Annotated in this window: 16 protein-coding genes; 13 read left to right on the top strand and 3 right to left on the bottom strand. The window is 62.9% G+C overall.

What is annotated here, in order from left to right:
• Window positions 1-19 precede the first annotated feature (19 nt).
• The 3 genes from GEV38_RS14840 to GEV38_RS14830 are packed head-to-tail and all read left to right on the top strand — an operon-like array spanning window position 20 to window position 3,534.
• Window positions 20-1,135, top strand: a complete 1,116-nt coding sequence (locus GEV38_RS14840; protein WP_054573249.1) for a hypothetical protein — start codon at window positions 20-22, stop codon at window positions 1,133-1,135.
• 19 nt (window positions 1,136-1,154) lie between these two features.
• Window positions 1,155-2,717: a Wzz/FepE/Etk N-terminal domain-containing protein gene (locus tag GEV38_RS14835; RefSeq protein ID WP_054573250.1), complete on the top strand. Its 1,563-nt coding sequence runs from the start codon at window positions 1,155-1,157 to the stop codon at window positions 2,715-2,717.
• Between the two features lie 10 nt (window positions 2,718-2,727).
• Window positions 2,728-3,534, top strand: coding sequence for a CpsD/CapB family tyrosine-protein kinase (locus GEV38_RS14830; protein WP_015270415.1), 807 nt, complete (start codon window positions 2,728-2,730; stop codon window positions 3,532-3,534).
• A 191-nt stretch (window positions 3,535-3,725) separates the two neighbouring features.
• On the opposite strand, the gene galE is transcribed toward GEV38_RS14830, so the two are convergent.
• The 3 genes from galE to GEV38_RS14815 form a co-directional block, all read right to left on the bottom strand.
• Complete coding sequence (gene galE, locus GEV38_RS14825; RefSeq protein ID WP_015270414.1) at window positions 3,726-4,703, bottom strand: UDP-glucose 4-epimerase GalE; 978 nt, start codon at window positions 4,701-4,703, stop codon at window positions 3,726-3,728.
• A 79-nt stretch (window positions 4,704-4,782) separates the two neighbouring features.
• Entirely contained in the window at window positions 4,783-7,398 is a 2,616-nt protein-coding gene (locus GEV38_RS14820) for a cellulase family glycosylhydrolase (protein ID WP_054573251.1), read from the bottom strand.
• Between the two features lie 5 nt (window positions 7,399-7,403).
• Entirely contained in the window at window positions 7,404-8,930 is a 1,527-nt protein-coding gene (locus GEV38_RS14815) for an O-antigen ligase family protein (RefSeq protein ID WP_015270412.1), read from the bottom strand.
• A gap of 96 nt (window positions 8,931-9,026) precedes the next feature.
• Between GEV38_RS14815 and GEV38_RS14810 the strand changes: the two genes are divergently transcribed.
• From GEV38_RS14810 to GEV38_RS14765, 10 genes are all read left to right on the top strand, one after another.
• On the top strand, window positions 9,027-10,403 hold the full coding sequence (locus GEV38_RS14810) for an oligosaccharide flippase family protein (RefSeq protein ID WP_015270411.1): 1,377 nt from the start codon (window positions 9,027-9,029) through the stop codon (window positions 10,401-10,403).
• A gap of 236 nt (window positions 10,404-10,639) precedes the next feature.
• On the top strand, window positions 10,640-12,106 hold the full coding sequence (locus tag GEV38_RS14805) for an FAD-dependent oxidoreductase (protein ID WP_015270410.1): 1,467 nt from the start codon (window positions 10,640-10,642) through the stop codon (window positions 12,104-12,106).
• A 105-nt stretch (window positions 12,107-12,211) separates the two neighbouring features.
• A complete protein-coding gene (locus tag GEV38_RS14800) occupies window positions 12,212-12,829 on the top strand; it encodes an acyltransferase (RefSeq protein ID WP_024087161.1) in 618 nt (205 codons plus the stop codon).
• Entirely contained in the window at window positions 12,822-13,778 is a 957-nt protein-coding gene (locus GEV38_RS14795) for a glycosyltransferase family 2 protein (RefSeq protein ID WP_015270408.1), read from the top strand. Before GEV38_RS14800 ends, GEV38_RS14795 begins: the two co-directional genes overlap by 8 nt.
• Window positions 13,779-13,786: 8 nt before the next feature.
• Window positions 13,787-14,311 (top strand): serine O-acetyltransferase, encoded by a 525-nt coding sequence (locus GEV38_RS14790; RefSeq protein WP_013972705.1) that lies wholly within the window; start codon window positions 13,787-13,789, stop codon window positions 14,309-14,311.
• Between the two features lie 5 nt (window positions 14,312-14,316).
• On the top strand, window positions 14,317-15,294 hold the full coding sequence (locus GEV38_RS14785) for a glycosyltransferase family 2 protein (RefSeq protein ID WP_015270407.1): 978 nt from the start codon (window positions 14,317-14,319) through the stop codon (window positions 15,292-15,294).
• Between the two features lie 9 nt (window positions 15,295-15,303).
• Window positions 15,304-16,308: a VirK/YbjX family protein gene (locus GEV38_RS14780; protein WP_043935637.1), complete on the top strand. Its 1,005-nt coding sequence runs from the start codon at window positions 15,304-15,306 to the stop codon at window positions 16,306-16,308.
• A gap of 60 nt (window positions 16,309-16,368) precedes the next feature.
• Complete coding sequence (locus GEV38_RS14775) at window positions 16,369-17,571, top strand: glycosyltransferase (RefSeq protein ID WP_054573252.1); 1,203 nt, start codon at window positions 16,369-16,371, stop codon at window positions 17,569-17,571.
• Window positions 17,568-18,755 (top strand): glycosyltransferase family 2 protein, encoded by a 1,188-nt coding sequence (locus GEV38_RS14770; RefSeq protein ID WP_054573253.1) that lies wholly within the window; start codon window positions 17,568-17,570, stop codon window positions 18,753-18,755. The genes GEV38_RS14775 and GEV38_RS14770 overlap by 4 nt, the downstream gene beginning before the upstream one ends.
• Window positions 18,755-19,531, top strand: a complete 777-nt coding sequence (locus GEV38_RS14765; RefSeq protein WP_054573254.1) for a WecB/TagA/CpsF family glycosyltransferase — start codon at window positions 18,755-18,757, stop codon at window positions 19,529-19,531. The genes GEV38_RS14770 and GEV38_RS14765 overlap by 1 nt, the downstream gene beginning before the upstream one ends.
• Window positions 19,532-19,534: the final 3 nt, after the last annotated feature.

Genomic DNA, 19,534 nt, shown 5'->3' with positions numbered 1-19,534 from the left:
CCTTTAATAAGAACACTTAATGCCTCTTCTCAGAACAACTAGTATTGCAACGGCAATCTTGGTGTTGCCGTTTACGAACACGGTCTTGGCAGCAAATTGGCAGTCTACGGTAGTGGTACCGACATCCGTCGAACATGACAGCAACCCCTTGCTGCTGTCTTCGGGTGAAAAGGGAATAACGCGCACGATCATCGCGCCGGATTACACCCTGATCGGTACCTTCGACCGTGACGAACTGAGGTTGGGGCTTGGCTTGAATGTATTGCGCTCGTCCGACACGGCGGTGGTCGACAACCGTGAGGACCCTGATGTGAGCCTGGGCTGGCAGCGTCAGACCGAGCGCGGGCGGTTTGGCCTGCTGGCGCGTTACAACGAAAGTTCGACGCTGTCGGGAACGGTGCTGGATACCGGTGTGGTCACCACCGATGGCACGCAAAAGCTGTATACGCTGACCGGCAACTGGAGCCAGGCGGTTACCGAGCGTAGCACCTTGAGCAACGAAACCACGTACAACCGTGCCCGTTATGACATCAGTACGCTGACGGGTTACGAAGAACTGGGCAACGTGTTCACCTGGACCTACGCCTGGAGCGAGCGGGCTGATCTGTACAGCCGCTTTGGTGCCCGGCGTTATGAGCCCGAGGAGGACCAGACGGCGACGGCGTCCAACAGCTACAGCCCCGCGGTCGGGGTCAAGTACCAGTTTTCCGAAAGCCTCAGCGCCGATGCGCATGTGGGTGTCACCGAGGTTTCCGGTGACGAAGGTGGCCGACGCGGGGAGGGTGGGGTTGCGCTGCTGTACACCGGTGCGCGCGCCGTCGCCAGCTTCACCGCCGAACGCAGCACGGTAGCCAGCGCCGAAGGCGGCTTCGCCGAGCTGGACCAGGTGCGCGGTGTGTGGAGTTACGCCGTCAGCGAACTGACACGGGTGGGTACGGACGCTGCCTGGCAAGACAGCAAAGGGCAGACCCCCAACACCCTGCAGACTTACAGCGTGTGGGCCAGCCGCGAGTTTTCGCCGTACTGGGACCTGCGCCTGTCGCTGATGTACAAGGAACGGCAGCAGGATAACGAAGCCGATGCGAACGCTACGATCGTGGGTTTGACGTTGACGTACAGGTACCCCGACATCTGAACTTCAGGCAGGTGGCCCCATGAAGTCTGACTACGAGCTCTCCCTCAGAGATTACATTGCCATAATCAAGGACAGGGCCCTGTTATTGGGGGTGAGCATCGTAGTCATCCTGGCCGCGACCGTCGCAGTCGCGGTGATGGTGCCGCCGATCTACCAATCGACCGGCACCATCCTGGTGGAGTCGCAGCAGATTTCCCCTGAGCTGGTGTCGACCAACAACACCAGCTTTGCCGATGAACGCATCGAAGTGATTCGCCAGCGGGTGATGACTCGCGAGAACCTGCTGCGCATCATCGACAAGTACAACTTGTTTCCCGACAAGCGTTTCAGCGATAGCGACAAGATCGACCACATGCGCAGCGCCATCGTCGTCGAAACCCTTACCACATACGTGCGCGGGCGGGGTGAAGCGACCGTGGCGTTCAATGTGTCCTTCGAGCACAAGCAGCCCGAGGTGGCCAAGGACGTCGCCGACGAGTTGGTGACGCTGTTCCTCAACGAGAACCTCAAGCAGCGTACCGAGCGGGCCAACGAAACCACCGAGTTCCTCACCCAGGAGGCGAACAAGCTGGGTGCCGAGCTGGCCAAACTGGAAAACCAGCTGGCGGATTTCAAGCAGGCCCACGCCAACGCCTTGCCCGAGCACCAGACCTTGCGCATGAATATGCTGTCACGATCGGAGCTGGAGTTCCGCGAGGTCGACCGTGATTACAAGGCCGCCCAGGAAGAACTGCGTTACCTTGAGCTGGAACTGTCCGCGGCCAATGCCGGGCTGGCAACCAAGGCCGGCGAAGGCCCCAGGGTGGCCGGTGCCGAGCAGCCCCAGGACCTGCCCAGCCTGAAGGCCGAATATGCCCGGCTGCTGAGCCGCTACAAGGAAGCCCACCCCGATGTGGTGGCGGTCAAGCGCAGGATCCAGGCGCTCGAAGCCAGTGGCAATCGCACGGCGGCGGCCTCCACGGTCGGCCTCGATGTCGCCCGCGTGCGCGCCAAGATGAGCGCGGCACAGGAACGCATTGCTTCGCTGGCCGAGCAGAAGCGCGAGTTGACCCGCAAGATGGAAGGCTACGAGGCCGAGATCCTCGAGGCGCCGCAGGTCGAGCGTGGCCTGGTGACCTTGATGCGTGACCACGACAACGCGCGCAAGAAGTACGAGGAAATCCGCGCCAAGGAAATGGGCGCGAAGATTACCGAAAGCCTGGAGCAGGAAAACAAGGCCGAGCGCTTTGTACTGCTTGAGCCACCACTGATGCCCGAGAAACCGATCAAGCCCAACCGCAAGAAGATCGCTGCGCTGGGCCTGGTGCTGGCACCGGCAGGTGGCGGTGCGCTGGTGATGCTGCTGGAGATGTTCAACCAGCGCATTCGCGGCGTCGGTGCACTGGAGAACCTGCTGGGCAGGCGGGTGCTGGTGGCGCTGCCATACATCGATACCAAGGCCGATGTGGCCAGGCGCAAGCGTTGGCGCAACTGGCTGATCGTGGCGGCACTGGCGCTGGCGGCTATCATGGTAGTGCTGGTGCACGTGTTCTACATGCCACTGGATGTGCTGTTGTTCAAAGTCATGTCTCGGTTTGCATAGGGAAGCAGTGATGGACAGGACCAAGCCGGCTGTTGGCAATAATCTTCACCAGGTTACCCCGGGTACCCCGCAGGCCTTGTCACCCGCCCCTGGTACGGGACTGGCGGAAGTGCCTGGCCAGTTCGATTACGTGAACACCAAGGTGGTGCCGCTGCGCGCGGAGCACCTGGAGCGTCACCGTATCGTCGCCTACAACAAGAACTCCAACATGAACGGGCCGATCGACCTGCTGCGCACGCAAGTGCTCAGGACCATGGACGAGAATGGCTGGCGAACCCTGGCCATCACCTCGCCAACCCCTGAAGCGGGCAAGACGGTGCTGGCGATCAACCTGGCCATGAGCATCGCCCACCACACCACCAAGACCGCTTTGCTGGTGGACTTCGACCTGCGTCGACCCAAGGTTGGCAGCAGCCTGGGCCTGCCCATGGACCAGTCGTTGAACGAGTTTCTGACGGACAAGGCCGAGTTGCAGGACTGCCTGGTCAACCCGACCTTGCCTCGGTTCGTGGTACTGCCCACGCGAGTGCCGGTGCCGTTGTCCACCGAAATGCTGTCGTCGCCCAAAGTGAGCAACCTGATCAGCGAACTACGCAACCGATACGAGTCGCGCATCTGCATTTTCGATTTGCCGCCATTGCTCAGTTCTGACGATGCGATCACCGTGATACCCAAGTTCGACTGTGTGCTGCTGGTGGTGGCCAACGGTATGAACAACAGGAAGGAGATCGAGGATTGCCTGCATCACCTGGCAAGGGTGAACCTGGTGGGAACGGTATTGAACAAAGCTGACGAGCAGCCTCGAACCTATTATTGAGTCTCGGTATTGTTGGGCTGCTTCGCAGCCCATCGCGACACAAGGCCGCTCCTACAGGTACAGCGCATTCCTTCAGCTGGTGGGGTCTCTGTGGGAGCGGGCATGCCCGCGAAGCAGGCGACGCGGTGGATGGCACCGGCTGCGCCGGTGTTCGCGGGCGCGCCCGCTCCCACAGGTATGGCGCACTCTTTTCAGCTTGTGGGGTAGCGAGCCCAGGGGTACTGCAACTCCCACTGCCACGCATGCCGCACAATCGACTCCAGCGTGGCAAACTCCGGCCGCCAGCCCAGCATGTGCATGGCCTTGCCAGCATCCGCCACCAATCGGGGCGGGTCGCCGGGGCGGCGGGGGGCGTCGAGGGTGCGGATCTGCCGGCCAGTCACCGCCCGGGCCGTATCGATCACCTGCTGCACCGAAAAGCCCAGCCCGTTGCCCAGGTTGAACGCAGTTCGCTCGCCACCCGCCAGCAGGTAATCCACCGCCAGTGCATGAGCCGCCGCCAGGTCGGCCACATGCACATAGTCGCGTATGCAGGTGCCATCCGGCGTGTCGTAGTCGCGGCCAAACACCGTTACTGCATCACGCCGGCCCGAAGCGGCCTGCAGGATCAGCGGGATCAGGTGGGTTTCGGGTTCATGACGCTCTCCCAGCTGGCCCTCCGGGTCTGCGCCCGCTGCGTTGAAGTAACGCAGGCATACCGACTTCAAGCCATAGGCCCGGTCGAAGTCCTCGAGAATCTGCTCGACCATCCATTTGCTCAACCCATACGGGTTGATCGGCCCCTTGGCATGCGCTTCGTCGATCGGCACGTACTGCGGGTTGCCGTAGACGGCTGCGCTGGAAGAAAACACCAGGTGCCTGATACCGGCATTCACCATGGCCTGCAGGAGGGAAAGGGTGGCCGCGACATTGTTCTGGTAGTACTTGCCGGGCACGCTGACCGACTCGCCCACCTGGATGAACGAGGCAAAGTGGAACACGGCATCGAAGCGGCAAACACCGAACAGCACATCCAGGGCGGGTTCGTCGGCGATGTCCAGTTTCGCCCACTGGACGCCGGGGCCGGGCGAGACGAGGTCCGCCACCACCACCTCATGGCCTGTACCGAGCAGGTGCTTGACCATGTGCGAGCCAATGTAGCCTGCGCCACCGACAACCAGAAACTTCATCCATGCCTCCTGGACTCTGCTGTTGTACAGCTGCGCTTTTCAGCTACAGGACTGTTGTGAGGGTAGATGGCCATATGCCCTATTTCAAGAACAGCCAGTTGGACATGTACTTGCCGTCGAACGTGATGCTGTAGCGTCCATCCTGGTAAGCCATCGGCAAGGGTTTCAACTGGGCCTGTGCATCCCGGGCGAACAGCTTCAGGCCAGCAGGCGCCTTGATGCTCAAGGTGCCGGCAAGCGGCTCTACGTTGAACGGTGTCTTGCCATCGGCCTTGGGCACGGCCCGGGTACCCAGCGACAGCAGCAGTTCGCGCGACTGGCCCAGGGGGTTGCCGTCCAGGCTTTGCACCACGACGCTGGCGTACGGCGTTCGTGCTTGCACCTGGATGGCGCCCAGGCTGATCAAGCGACCTCCCAGCCATCCGGTGGCGGCCTGGGTCAGCGGTGTATCGATGGTATAGATGCCCTGTTGCCAGTTGCGCTTGAGTTCGCCCGTATCGCTGACCGCTTCCGTGGCGTCGGCCGGTAGCAAGGACTGCTCCGGGTCCTGCAGTACCTGCGCACCGGCAGGGATGGCGGCGGGTTTCAGCCAGGGCAACTCCGGCGTCTGTGGCAGGGCGATCTGCAGTTGGCCCTTTTCCATGGCCGTGCGCAGCAGTGGCGAGTTGCGCGGAGTGATCTCCTGGTTGTACAGGGTGGCGGGCGTCGGCGCGAACACGTATCGGGTAGTGGCCGGCTTCACATCCGCACGGCGATAGAGCAGGGCGGCAGCGGGCAGGGTGGCGATCATCGCCGGGTCGTTGTACGCGTGCCAGTTATCCGCCGTGCGCCAGCCAGGGTTGAAGGCCTGCTGGCTGTAAGCGTACTGCATCATGGCGTCCCAGCCCTGGTGGGCAGCGGTGCCGGCCACGTACAGCGGCAGCGAGTGGCGGTCGGGCAGCGGGAAGGGTTCGGCGTTCCACTCGGTGACGGTCAGCGGCTTGCCGACTACCTGGGCGGCAGCGAGCCAGTCGATCACGCCGTCGCTGGTCAACGGGTTCTTCTCCAATTGGCCATTGGCACCGTAGCCATGGGCATCGATGACATCGCCTGTGGTCAGTGCCGGCAGCGCGCTCAGGCCATTGCCGCCCCAGGTACTGGTGGTGGCGATCGGCACTTTCACGCCGAGGCCGCGCAGGTGAGTGATCATGTCGGTGTTGAAGCGCTGTTCCAGGTCGTTGAGAAACAGCTTCGAAGGGCCATGCTCCCAGGCGCGCCAGGTGAGGTCGGTGGGCAGGTCATATTGTTTGGCGAAGGCTTTGGCCGCTTCCATGTAGCGCTCGCTATGGCGCGGCACGTCCTTGTTCGGCATCAGGGCGTTACCATAATGCTGGGTGAGGTCGTTCTCATTGGTGAGCAGCACGGCAGCGATGGCGGGGTCGTCCTTGTAAGCCAGGCCGGTGTATTCATTCACATGAGTCAGGTACTGCTCGGCAAAGCGTTTCATCGCCTGTTGGATGCTTCGGTTCACATAGGCGTAACCCTTCAGGTCGACCTGGCTCTCACCCTTGGCCAGTTCCTTGAAGTCATCGATATTGTCATTGGCAGTAAGCGCCCGCTGCACGTGCAGGTCCAGCCAGATATAGATGCCCTCGTCCTTGAGCGCCTTGATCCACAAATCGAGCTTGCGCAGCGATTCGGCACTGAGCTGCTGGGTATCGCGCACCAGGGTGCCGTCGCCGAACACGTTCGGGCTGACCCAGGGCGAGTCGTGGTGATGCAAACGCACCAGGTTGAACCCCAGTGCCGACAGGCGCTTGGCCTGTTGGCGGATTTCTTCGTCGGGGCTCTTGAACAGCGAATAGGCGGACAGGTTGGTGCCCCAGAAGCGCACTGGGGTGTTGTTTTCGAACATCAGCTGCTCGCCGACGGCCTTGACGAAGCCATGCTTGCCGGCAGGCTTTTCCGGGGCGTTGAGGAATGACAGGTCCACGGGCGAGGTGCGCCAGTCCAGTTGGTCGTCGGGCCAACCGGCGGGGTCGGCCAGGCCGAAGCGTTCGCTGGGCGTGGGACCCAGGTCGATGTCGCCGGTGATGTTCAGCACCGCCTTGATCTGCTGCCGACCAGCGTTGATCGGGTCGCTGTAAATGAACGCACGCAGTTCGGACGGGTTGCCGCGCTCGAAATACACCTTGGCCAGCGGCGGGTCGAAGCGCATTTCGATGCGTCGGCCCTGGTCAGCCTTGCCCCATGACCAGCCACGGTTGCCGGGCAGCAGCTGCGGTGCACCCATGCCCCCGGCAATTTGCCCAGGGTCGAACTCGAACACCATGCCACCGCCCATTACTCCGGCCTGGCGGCTGTGGGCCTCGAGGTCGAAGGCCCAGCCCAGGGTTTGCGCCTGCTCCTTGCGGATATCCGCCGCCAGATCGAAGTCCAGTTCCTTGTTCTTGCCCAGCAGCGTGTAGTGGCCGGGGCCAACTACCTTGAACGTGGTGGAAAAACCGGTCCAGCTCCAGTTGGCCGCCCAGAAGTCGAACTTGGCTTTCATCACTGGCCCACCACCGCGGGTCACCAAGGGCAGGCCGTTCTGTTCATCGACACTGACTTGCCACGCTGAGGCCCAGCCGGTGAGCGGCAGTGAGGTCAGGCCGGCGATGGCCGAAACCCGCAGCAGGGTTTGAAAACCCCAGCGGCGCAGGGGGAGCAGGTTCATAGGCGTCACCTGGGTTGAAGGGCGGGGTCGGCCAGCGCGATGGCCTGGCTGTTGTGCAGCTTGCGAACCATCTGGACATAGGCCACGCCCAGTCCGGCGACAGTCCAGTACACCACCGGGATGAAGGTGATGCTGCTGACGGTGAAGATGATCACCAGGATGCCGATCAGTGTCGCCAGCAATGCCCGGCCGAGCTGGCGTCGCTCGTCGTCCTTGTCGGGGAAACTGCGCATGGCCTTGCGGATACCGTGCAGTACGGCAGCGAAGAACGCCACGAACAGGCCCAGCCCGACCAGCCCGACCCGCAGTGCCAGGTTTATATAGGTGTTGACGATGTCGATGATGCCGTCACCCTGGATCATCGATTGCATTTCCGGGGTGTTGCGGAAGTCGAACGAGCCGAACAACGGGTTGCGCTGGATGACGATCCACGAGTTGTCCATCAGCCGTTCGCGGTAAGTGATGTTCTCTTTCTCGAGGTTGCCGATGAACGGCAGCATGTCCAGTACCTTGTCGCCACCGGGCACGATGGTCAGCAAGGGCAGGGCCAGCATGCCGGCCGCAGCGAGCAGCGCCAGGCGCCTGACCGCACCTTTGCCCAGGGCGATGAACACCACCACGATGACCACGGCACCGATCCACGGGCCGCGTGACAGTGGCGCGAACAGCCCTGCGGCCAGCAGCAGGGCGCCCAGGGCCCGCTGCAGGGGGCGGCGCACGTAACCCTGGACGAAAAGGAACAGGCCGATGGCCACGCTCATCACATAACCCAGGGCAATCGCCTGCCCGGTGGTAACGCTGGCGCGCAGCGAACCGCCACGGCTCAGGTAGCCGGACATGCTCCACGGCACGCCCATGGCGTCGACCAGGGCACTGTACAGCAGCCAGTGGCGCACGTACTCGGCCACGCCGATCAGGGCCAGAACGAATGAGGCAAGCACGAAGGCCAGCAGGGTGTCCTTGAAGTCGCTGATCTGGCGCAGGCCACGGCTGGCCACGTAATACGGCAGTAACACGTCGACAAACAGGTACAGCGTCTGGCGCAGGGTGTCGGTCAGGGTGGTCTCGCGCAGGTACAGCACGCTCATCAGCAGCAGGCCGGCCGCCAACAACCTGTCGGGCCAGGTGCGGCCGAAGCGCAGGGTGTCGCCTTGCCGGCGCAGGGCCAGCGCCGCCGGCAACAGCACGCACAAGGCCAGCAGGCGGATATGGTTGAGGTCGACCAGGTAATTGACCACGCCAAACCCGGGCACCTGCACCGAAGCCGGCGGGATCAGGAACAGCAGCATGTAGAACAGCGCCATGGGGTTGTGTTCGCGGCGCCCGGCGATGTACAGGATGACGGCGCCAGCACCCAGGTACAGCCAGAAGCTGTGCGAGAAGAAGGCCAGCAGGGTAAGCAGGAACCACAGGTTGCGTCGGCGCTTGAAGTCGCTCAGCGGAATCAGGTCGGTGGCAGGCCGCCGCGCCAGCAGGAAGACCACGCTCGCCAGAAAAAGGATGACGATCAACGCACGAAAATGTTCAGGCATTGGCTATGTGCACCTTTGCATCGGTGGGCAACGGCTAGCGTCGTGGCTGATTGAAACTATAGTGACCTTTTAGCCAGTCAGTCAGAGATTGCTCTCATGCCGTCGATTGATGTGTCTGCCACCGCGAGCCTGCGCAAGCGGGCCCTGAGGGCCGGGTCATGGAACCTGGTTGCACAAGTGGCGTCACAGGTGATGCGCCTTGGCGGCAACCTGATCATGGCCCGCTTGCTGCTGCCGGAAATGTTCGGGGTGATGGTCATCGCCACCACCGTTTCGGTACTCCTGCATCTACTGTCCGATGTCGGCCTGCGGCAGAACATCATCCAGAGCCATCGCGGTGACGACCCGGATTTTCTCAATACTGCATGGACCGTGCAGATCATCCGCGGCTTCGTGCTGTTCGCCCTGACCTTGCTGCTGGCCTTGGGGGCCTGGTTCGCTCAGCTCGCCGAGCTGTGGCCGGCGGACTCCACCTATGCCGCACCGGTGTTGCCGATGGTGCTGGCGGCAACCGGGCTGTCGGCGGTGATCTGGGGCTTCCAGTCCACCAAGATAGATGTCGCGGTACGGACTTTCCAACAGAAGCGCGTGGTACTGGTGGACCTGGCCTCGCAGGCGGTCGGCCTGGTGGTGATGCTGGTGCTGGGCTACCTGACCCATTCGGTGTGGGCACTGGTGATCGCTGGCCTGGTGTCTGCCGTGGCCTGGACCCTGCTCGGTCACACCGCCCTGGAGGGGCATGACAACCGCCTGCAGTGGGACCGCAGCGCGCTGACCGAACTGATCGTGTTCGGCCGCTGGATCTTGCTGTCGTCGATGGTTGGCGTGTTGGCCATGTACGGTGACCGCATGTGGTTTGGCGCCAGCATGACGGCGGCACAACTGGGTGTGTATTCGATTGCCGTGTTGATCCTGGGTGCCGTGCAGACCGCGCTGATGAAGGTTTTCGGCGCGGTGGCGCTGCCCGCCTTCAGCGAAGCGGCACGGGCCGATGACAAGGAGCGCCTCAAGGCCCTGTATTACCGCTTCCGCCTGCTGGTCGACCTGCTGGTGCTGTTCATCTGTGGTGGCTTCCTGACCGCCAGCCCGTTGCTGATCGGTTGGCTGTACGACGATCGCTACCGTGAAGCTGGCCCGATGATGGCCATTCTTTCGCTGTCGTTCCTCACATTGCGCTATACCTTGGCTCATCAGGTGTGGATTGCCCTGGGCCTGACCAAGTACCAGGCCATGGATAACATCATCCGCCTGGTCTCGTTGTGGGGGTTGTTGCCACTGTTGCTGGCGATCGGTGGCGTTGACTGGGCGATCTGGGGGGTTGCCCTGCATACCGTGCCAACCCTTGTGTTGATCGTGTACGTGAATCGCAAGCTGGATATGTTCAGCCTGAGGCGTGAGCTGGTGGTACTGCCGATGCTGCTGGTCGGGGCGCTTTGCGGGGCGCTGCTGACAGCCTTTTTCAACTGGCTGTAATTCGGCTTGTCGGGTGAAACTTTCTAAGGTGCAGGTCATTGGATCATGGGGAAACTTACGTTTTGTACTGCGCAATTGGGTCGTAGGGGGTTTCTCCAAAGTTGTGTCTTGCTTGGTGTAGGTGGTGTGGTGTTCGCTGCTACGCCAGCCGTCGCCAGCCAACCTGCTGGCAGGCCTGGGTTCGTGGTGATCAACGGCTGGGTACTGCCGTCCCGTTACTTCCGGAACGAGCACGCATGATCAGGGACTATCAGCAGCAGAAGGCGCTGCGCGACAGTTACGATGTCTGCATCATCGGCGCCGGCCCGGCCGGTATCACCCTGGGCCTGCGCCTGGCCGCCGCCGGCTGGAGCGTCCTGCTTGCCGAAGGTGGCGGGCGCGAGTACTCGGCGAACTCGCAAGCCTTGTACGCCTGTGCATCCACTGGCCTGGAACTGTATGCCGGGGAAGCTCGCCTGCGTTACCTGGGCGGCACATCCAACCATTGGGCCGGCCGTTGCCGGCCGTTCAGCCCCTCGGACTTCGCAGTCCCTCCCATTGGCGACTTGCCTGGCTGGCCCATTCCTTATTCGGAGATCGCAGGCTACCTGCCTGCTGCCATGGATATCGTCGACCTGCCGCCAGGGGCGGACTTTCGCGCGTTGAATGATGGCCTCGACGGCGGTGACTTCGAACCGGACCGCTTTCTGCTCAGCCCGCCAACGCGCTTTGCGCAGAAGTACGCCACGGCCCTGGAGCAGACCCAGGGCCTGGACGTATTCATCAACTGCAATTGCGTGAACCTGGAGTTCGACCAGGCTTCCGGTCACTTGGCTGCAGTCGTGCTTTCCGATTACGAGTGCAATCGCCAGCGCCTGGTTGCAAGAAACTTCGTACTCGCTACAGGTGCCATCGAGAATGCCCGGCAACTGCTCAACAGCGAGTCGTTGGCGGCGGCGGGGATCGTGAGCAAGGACGGGCTGGTCGGCGGGTGCTTCATGGAGCATCTGAACATTGATCTTGGCACCTTTATCCTCAATTCGAGGCTGGCCCCTGAACCGCGCGAGTACTACACCACCGATGCTTTCGTTGAGGAGTACAAGGCAGGCAAGGGCAACGTCAGGGCCGCCTTGCTGGCTGATGTGCAAACCTATGGTCGTACTGCCGAGGTGAAGCATTTTCTGGAGAACCTGGCCTGCGACATGGGAGTAGCCAGCAAGATCGCCTTCGTGGCCAAGTTCAACTGCCCCGGTGATGGCGTCATCAGCACCATGATCGAGCAGTTTCCCAACCTGCACAGCCGTATTTCGCTGCTGGAGGAGAAGGACGCACTGGGCGTGGCCAAGGTCAATGTCAACTGGGCCCTGACCGCTGATGACCGGCACACCATCAAGTGCATCGGAAGCGAGCTGGCCAAGCAGTGGGCTGCCATGGACCTGGGCTACATCAGGCTCAATGACTTCGTTTACGACACCTCGATACCGTTGAAGTTGTCGCCACATGCCCATCACATGGGTACCACGCGCATGGCGTCTTCGGCGCAGTTTGGTGTTGTCGATACCAACTGCAAGGTGTTCGGTACCGAAAATCTTTATGTCGCCGGCAGCAGCATCTTTGCCACGGGCGGCGCTTGCAATCCGACCATGCCGCTGCTGCAGTTTGCGGTACGCCTGGCCGACCACCTCGATGCCAGGCTGAGCGCGGCCAGCGACGCCGTGGGGTGATGCATGTTGTAAACGGGTTGAGTGCGCGACGGTCAGCACCCACAAGAACGAGACCGGATGCGCCTCAGGGACAGTCCAGATGGCTTTGATTGCGAGGCTGGCAGAATGAAGGGATGGATACGCAAGGCAGTGGCGCACTATGTCCATGCAACGGGGCGAGGAAGCTCCTTCTACAGGAGGTTCTGCAAGCCGTCAGGGCTTGAGTGGGGGGCCTACCTTGCCCGCTGGGGCAACTTCCACTCGGTAGGCAGCAACTTCTATGTCAATACAGGCTGCAAGTTCCTCGACCCTTCGCTGGTTCGCATCGGCAACAGTGTGGGGCTGTCCGATTGCACCCTGATCGGTCATGACGGGGTGGTATTGCTGATCGAACATCGCTTCGGCAAGCACCTGGATTCGGTCGGTTTCATCGACATCAAGGACAACTGCTTCATCGGCCACGGTGCAATCGTCATGCCCCGCGTCACCATCGGGCCTGAGTCGATCGTGGCCGCCGGTGCCGTGGTGACCAAGGATGTGCCGCCGGGCACGGTGTTCGGTGGCAACCCTGCAGAGTTCATATGCACCACCGAGGCGTTGATCAAGCGGGTTGAGGCACGTTGCGAGGCCTACCCATGGATCGACCTGGTCAAGCAGCGCAATGGTGCCTACGACCCGCAACTGGAGCCGCAGCTGATGGCGCAAAGGCGCCAGTATTTCTTCGGGGACGGCAACAATGGCTAGCAAACCTGTGGACGTCATGGTGGTCAACTTCAACACGGCCGGGCTGCTGCAGCCGATGTTCGATGCACTGCGTCGGGCCGACAGCGAACGGCTGGCCAGCTACCTGGTGGTGGACAATGCCTCCGCCGATGACTCGCTGCAGCGCATGGCCGAGGTATGCCCGCAGGCGCTGCTGCTGAGCAACAAGCAGAACGTGGGGTTCGGCCGGGCTAACAACCAGTTGCTGGCGCACCTGAAGGGCAAGTACGCCTTGCTGCTGAACACCGACGCCTTTGTCGCCACCGATTCACTGCAGAAAACCCTCGACTACATGGAAGCCCACCCGGAGTGCGGTGTGCTGGGGGTCCGCCTGGAGGGACGCGACGGCGCCCTGCAGCCCAGTTGCCGCTACTTCCCCACACCGTTCAACGTGTTCGTCGGGCGTACCGGGCTGGGGCGCTTTTTCCCGGGCTTGAAAATGGTCGACGAAATGGATTGGGACCACGCTTCGGTCCGCGAGTGCGACTGGCTGCCTGGCTGCTTCTACCTGGTGCGCCGCGAAGTGCTCGACCAGGTGGGCCTGTTCGACCCGCGCTACTTTCTTTATTACGAGGAGGTCGACCACTGCAAGCGGGTGAAGGCTGCAGGCTGGAAGGTGGTGTTCTACCCGCATACCACGGTGGTGCACATCGGAGGGGAAAGCTCCAGATCGGTGGCCGAACTGGAGGCGGCCAGCCGACAGATCTCGTCATACCAGATCGAAAGCGAGCTGCTGTACTTCCGCAAGCATCACGGGCTGGCGGGCCTTGCCCTGCACATGCTGCTGGTCACCTTGGGCGACCTGGTACTGGCACTCAAGGCGCTGTTGAAACGACGCGGTCTGGGCGCAATACAGGCCTGCTGGCGTCACTGCCGGGCGACCTGGTCTCTGTTGTTCAAGACCCGGTACGCCAGCCAACCGACAAGGTAGGTGGAGCCATGTTCGAGAATATACGTGCCGACCTGCGTGCCCATGGGGGCGACTGGGGCGCCCAGGGCTTCTGGGTATTGCTGGTGTACCGCTTCGGCCGCTGGCGCTATGGGGTGCGCCCGGCACTGCTGCGAAAACTGTTTTCGCTCATCTACAAGGTCCTGTTCAAGTTCGTGCAGATCATCACAGGTGTGGAGCTGCCGTGCGAGGTGGTGATCGGCCGCAACTTCGTCATCGACCATTTTGGCGGCATCGTAGTCAGCGGCTATGCCCGGTTTGGCGATGACTGCCGCATCCGCAACGGGGTAGTGGTGGGCCTGAAGAACGTCGATGAGCCGATTGCACCAGTGTTCGGCAACAACGTCGATATCGGCACCGGGGCCAAGGTGCTGGGTAGCATCCGTATCGGCAACGACGTGATCATCGGTGCCAACGCCGTGGTGCTGGTGGATGTGCCGGACAATTCGCTGGCGGTGGGGGTGCCGGCCATCATCAAGGCCAGGCAACCGGCCGCCACGGCGCCCGTCGAGTGAGGCCCATGGCGAGCGGCATCGGAGTGGTGGTGATTGGCCGCAACGAAGGCCTGCGCCTGGAGCGTTGCCTGCGTTCGCTGCTACAGGGTACGGACAAGATCATGTACGTCGACTCCGGCTCTACCGATGGTTCACCGCACCTGGCCCGCAGCCTGGGGGTAGAGGTATTGGCGCTGGACATGGACACCCCGTTCACTGCCGCACGCGCGCGCAACGAAGGCTTTTTCGCCCTGCAACGGCGGTTGCCGTCGCTGCAACGGGTGCAGTTCGTCGATGGCGATTGCGAGGTGGATGGCGGCTGGCTGGCCGCGGCGCAGGCGTTTCTCGACGACCACCCCGACGTGGCCGTGGTGTGTGGCCGCCGACGCGAGCGCTTCCCCCAGCGGTCGGTGTACAACCTGTTGTGTGACCTGGAGTGGGACACCCCCATTGGCGAGGCCAAGGCGTGTGGTGGCGATGCCCTGATGCGAGCAGATGCCTTTGCCGCCGTCGGCGGCTTTCGCCCCGAGCTGATTGCCGGAGAGGAGCCCGAGCTGTGCGTGCGCCTGCGGGCAAAGGGCTGGAAAGTCTGGCGCCTGGACGCCGAGATGACCCTGCACGACGCCGCCATGACCCGTTTCAGCCAGTGGTGGCGGCGTAGCCTGCGCGCTGGCCACGCCTATGCCGAAGGGGCTTACCTGCATGGTCAGCCACCCGAGCGGCACTGGTTGCGCGAATCGCGCCGGGCTTGGCTGTGGGGTCTGGGCATCCCCGTGGTAATCGTGCTGGCCTGCCTGCTGCTGGGCGGCTGGGGCCTGCTGTTGCTGGCGGTCTACCCGCTGCAGGCCGTACGCCTGGCACGCCGTGGTGGCAAGTCGGTGCGGGAGAACTGGCTACAGGCAGTGTTTCTGGTATTGGGCAAGTTCCCGGAAATGCTCGGGCAACTGAAGTTCCTGCGCCACCGCATCGCGGCCGGCAAATCGACGTTGATCGAGTACAAGTGAGAGAGGCCCATGATGCTCGGCACGATCGTCAAAAGCGTGTTTACCTTGCAACCGGGCTACTCGTTGCGGGCGCTGAACAACAAGTGCAGGTTGGCGCTGCAGATTGCCAGGCAATGGCCTGAACTGAACGCCTTCCTGCAGCGCATGACGGCGGCGCTGGGCCAGCAAGGCTTGCAGCGGCTAGGGGTGGATTGCATCGGTGTCGTGCAGTGGCCTTACCTCAGCAAATGCTGGGAAGCCCCGCAGCGCCTGGAGGTGGTGGCTTCGCACTTCGAAGTGCTGGCCGGGCAGTTTCCGGCGCTGTTGCTGCTGGGGCGGGACGAAAGCCTGACGCTGTGCGAGCTGTCCAGCCATTCGCCGGGTTGTCGTCTGGTTTTGGACCGGCCGATCTGGTTCAAGCGCGAAGGCGAGTTGGTATTGAACCTGTTTCAGAGCGACCTGCGCGTGGCATCCCTGGCATTCAGCCTGTGCCGCAGCCAGGGCGAACTGTGCCTGTTCATTGGTGCCGTGCAGGGCATCCACAAGGGTATCGACAGCGAAACCTCACTGGCCATCTACCGCGACCTGACCAAGGACTTCGAAGGGCTGCGCCCGCGCAGCCTGTTGCTCGAGGCATTGAAGTGCCTGGCCAGGACCCTTGGCGTGGCGCACCTGTATGCCGTCCGTGATGCCTGCCGCCACCATCGGCACGCGTATTTTGGCAGCGACAAAGGCCACGACCTGGCGGCCAATTATGATGTGATCTGGCTGGAACACGGTGCTACTGCATCGAGCCATGCTGACTTCTTCGCCCTTCCGCTGGCTGCGGTACAGCGGGCGGAACAGGATATTCCGGCGAAGAAACGGGCAATGTACCGCCGCCGCCAGGTGCTGCTCGACGATGTTTTCGCCCGCTTGCAGGCCGTGTTGCCAGGCAGCGGTCACAACCTTGGACTACAAGGGGAACAGGGGGATGTATCTGACGAGATGGCATCGGCGGGGCCCCGGCCGCCGGTAGTCGACAGCCTGAAGTAATCGCCAGCCCTGCCGCGGCAGGTCTGAATGTTCACTACGCGGGTCTTGATCTGGATTTCTATGCGCATTGCTTACTTCATAAACCAGTACCCGAAGGTCAGCCACAGTTTCATCCGCCGCGAGATCCTGGCGCTGGAGCGCCAGGGGGTAGAGGTGCAGCGTATTGCCCTGCGCGGGTGGGACGCCGAGTTGCAGGATGCCGACGACGCGAGCGAACGGGCCAAGACCCGCTATGTGCTGCAGCGTGGCATCAAGGGGTTGCTGGCACCGGCCTGGCAAGTGCTGCGGGCACAGCCGCGCCGGTTCTTCCGGGCACTGCAGTTGGCCATGCGCGTTGGCTTGCGGGCCGACCGCGCCTGGCCCTACCACCTGGTCTACCTGGCCGAGGCCTGCCAGGTACTGCAATGGTTGCAGGCTGGCGAGGCAAGACATGTGCATGCACATTTCGGCACCAATTCCACCGAGGTGGTGATGCTGGCCAATGTGCTGGGCGGGCCGGCCTACAGCTTTACCGTGCACGGGCCGGAGGAGTTCGACAAGCCGCAGTTTCTGCACATGGGCGAGAAGGTGCGGCGTGCCGCATTTGTTGCGGCGGTCAGCTCGTACGGGCGCAGCCAGTTGTTTCGCTGGGTGGCACACGAACACTGGGCCAAGGTGAAGGTGGTGCATTGCGGGCTCGAGCGCAGTTTCCATGAGGTGGCGCCAGTTGGCGTGCCCACGGCGCCGCGCCTGGTGTGCGTCGGCCGCCTGTGCGAACAGAAAGGCCAGCTGCTGCTGCTCGAGGCCGCGCGAGTACTGGCCGCCCGGTCGATCGCCTTCGAACTGGTGCTGGCCGGCGACGGTGAAATGCGTGGCCAGGTCGAGGCGTTGATTGCACGGCATGGCTTGCAGCAGCAGGTGCGCATCACCGGCTGGATCAGCAGCGCACAGGTGCGCGAGGAAATCCTGGCGGCGCGTGCGCTGGTGCTGCCAAGCTTTGCCGAGGGTTTGCCGGTGGTGATCATGGAGGCGATGGCCTTGCGCAGGCCAGTGCTGACCACCTATGTGGCAGGCATTCCCGAGCTGGTGCGGCCGGGCGAAAACGGCTGGTTGTTCCCTGCCGGCGCCGTGGACGAGCTGGCAGCGGCCATTGCCGATTGCCTGGCACAACCTGCCGAAGTGCTGCAGCGCATGGGCGACGCGGCACGCCAGCGTGTCCTGCAACGGCATGACATCGATACCGAGGCGGCCAGGCTGGCCAGCTATTTCAAGGCATCCGCATGATGAGTGTATTGGCTTGGCTACTGGGTATGCTGGCGGCCATCGTCCTGTTGCCGGTGCTGCTGCTGGTGGTGCAGGTGCTGATGGCCTGCCTGCCTGCACGCGCGCAGCCGATGGGCAACACCGCCCGTCCGCAGGTGGCAGTGCTGGTGCCAGCTCACGACGAGGCTTCGATAATTGGTGCCACGCTGGCGAGCATTGCTCCGCAGTTGCGGCCTGGCGACCGCTTGCTGGTGGTGGCGGACAACTGCACTGACGACACCGCGCAACTGGCGCGTGAGGCGGGTGCCGAAGTGGTGGAGCGCCACGATGCACGGTTGCGCGGCAAGGGCTACGCCTTGGACTTCGGCGTGCGCCACCTGACCAACCAGCCGCCCGAGGTGGTGATCGTGGTGGATGCCGACTGCCAGGTGGGCGAGGGGGCAATCGAGCGCCTGGCGCGGCGCTACCGAGAAGTCGCTCGCCCGGTGCAGGCGCTGTACCTGATGTACGCACCGGCAGGGGCTGGGCTGACAGTGCAGGTTGCCGAGTTCGCCTGGCGGGTCAAGAACCTGGTGCGCCCGCGTGGTTGGGCGCGGCTGGGCCTGCCATGCCAGTTGATGGGCGCCGGCATGGCATTCGGCTGGCGTGACCTGGCCTTGATCGACCTGGCCAACGGGCACCTGGTAGAGGATGTGAAGCTGGGCCTGGACCTGTGCCAGCAGGGCAAGCCGCCAGTGTTCTGCCCCGAGGCCGTGGTCAGCAGCCGGTTCCCTGCCAGCCAGCAAGGCCTGGGCAGCCAGCGCACCCGCTGGGAACATGGGCACCTGAGCCTGATGCTGGCCGATGTGCCCAAGCGTGCGCTGGCGGCAATCACCCAGCGTAACGGCAGCTTGCTGGCCATGACCCTGGACCTGCTGGTGCCGCCGCTGGCGTTGCTGGTGCTGGCCTTGCTCGGGCTTAACCTGGTGGCCTGGCTGGCGTACCTGCTGTTCGGCCTGGCGGCACCTGCGTGGATCGCCCTTTGCGCGCTGGCCTTGCTCGGCCTTGCTGTCGCAGTGGCCTGGGCGAGTTTCTGTCGCGAACTGATCCCGTTCTCCGTGCTGCTGTACGCGCCGTTCTACGCTGTAAGGAAGCTCCCCTTGTATCTGCGGTTCCTGATCAAGCGACAGGTTGAATGGGTACGTTCGAAACGGGATGAAGACTGATGGCTCATTGGCAGGAACGCTGGAACACCCTTGTCGGCAAGCTCGAAGTGGTGCCGGATGCCACTGCCGCGCAGCGCCTGCTGGACAGGCTCAGCGCCCCGAAAGCCGCGACCGTGCTGGGCTTCGTCAATGCCCATGCAATGAACCTGGTGGTTCGTGATGGCGCCTGCCACCAGGCATTGTCAGCGGCCGACGTACTGCTGCGCGATGGTTCCGGCCTGGCGATCCTGTATCGCCGGCTGGGGCTTGAGCCAGGGCTCAACATGAATGGCACCGACTTCATTCCAAGGCTTCTGGCTGCCTACCGTGGGCGGCGGGTTGCGTTCTGGGGCACCCGACAGCCGTACCTGGACCAGGCCGTGCAACGAAGCACAGCCACGTTCGGGGTGGTACCGGTGTCGGTCCACGATGGCTTTGCCAGCGTCGATACCTACCTGCAACTGGCCAGGGATTTGCAACCTGAGCTGATCGTGCTGGGCATGGGAATGCCCAGGCAGGAGATTGTGGCCGCAAGGCTGGCGGCAGCTGGGGGGCCGTGCCTGATCGTGTGTGGCGGCGCGATCCTGGATTTTCTCGGCGGCAAGGTCAGCCGGGCGCCCGAGTGGTTGCGGCGGTTGGGTGGGGAGTGGCTATACCGGCTGTTGCGCGAGCCGAAGCGTTTGTTCATTCGTTATGTTGTGGGCAACCCGTTGTTCCTGGTGCGTACCCTGCTGTTCCGCTGCGACGGGGGACGGCCAGGCACACCGTATGAGCGTCAGAATCCGCCCGAGCGGTGATTC

It is taken from the genome of Pseudomonas sp. 13159349 (assembly GCF_013305685.1).
Taxonomy (GTDB): domain Bacteria; phylum Pseudomonadota; class Gammaproteobacteria; order Pseudomonadales; family Pseudomonadaceae; genus Aquipseudomonas; species Aquipseudomonas asiatica.
This window is presented reverse-complemented; position numbering and strand designations above follow the sequence as displayed.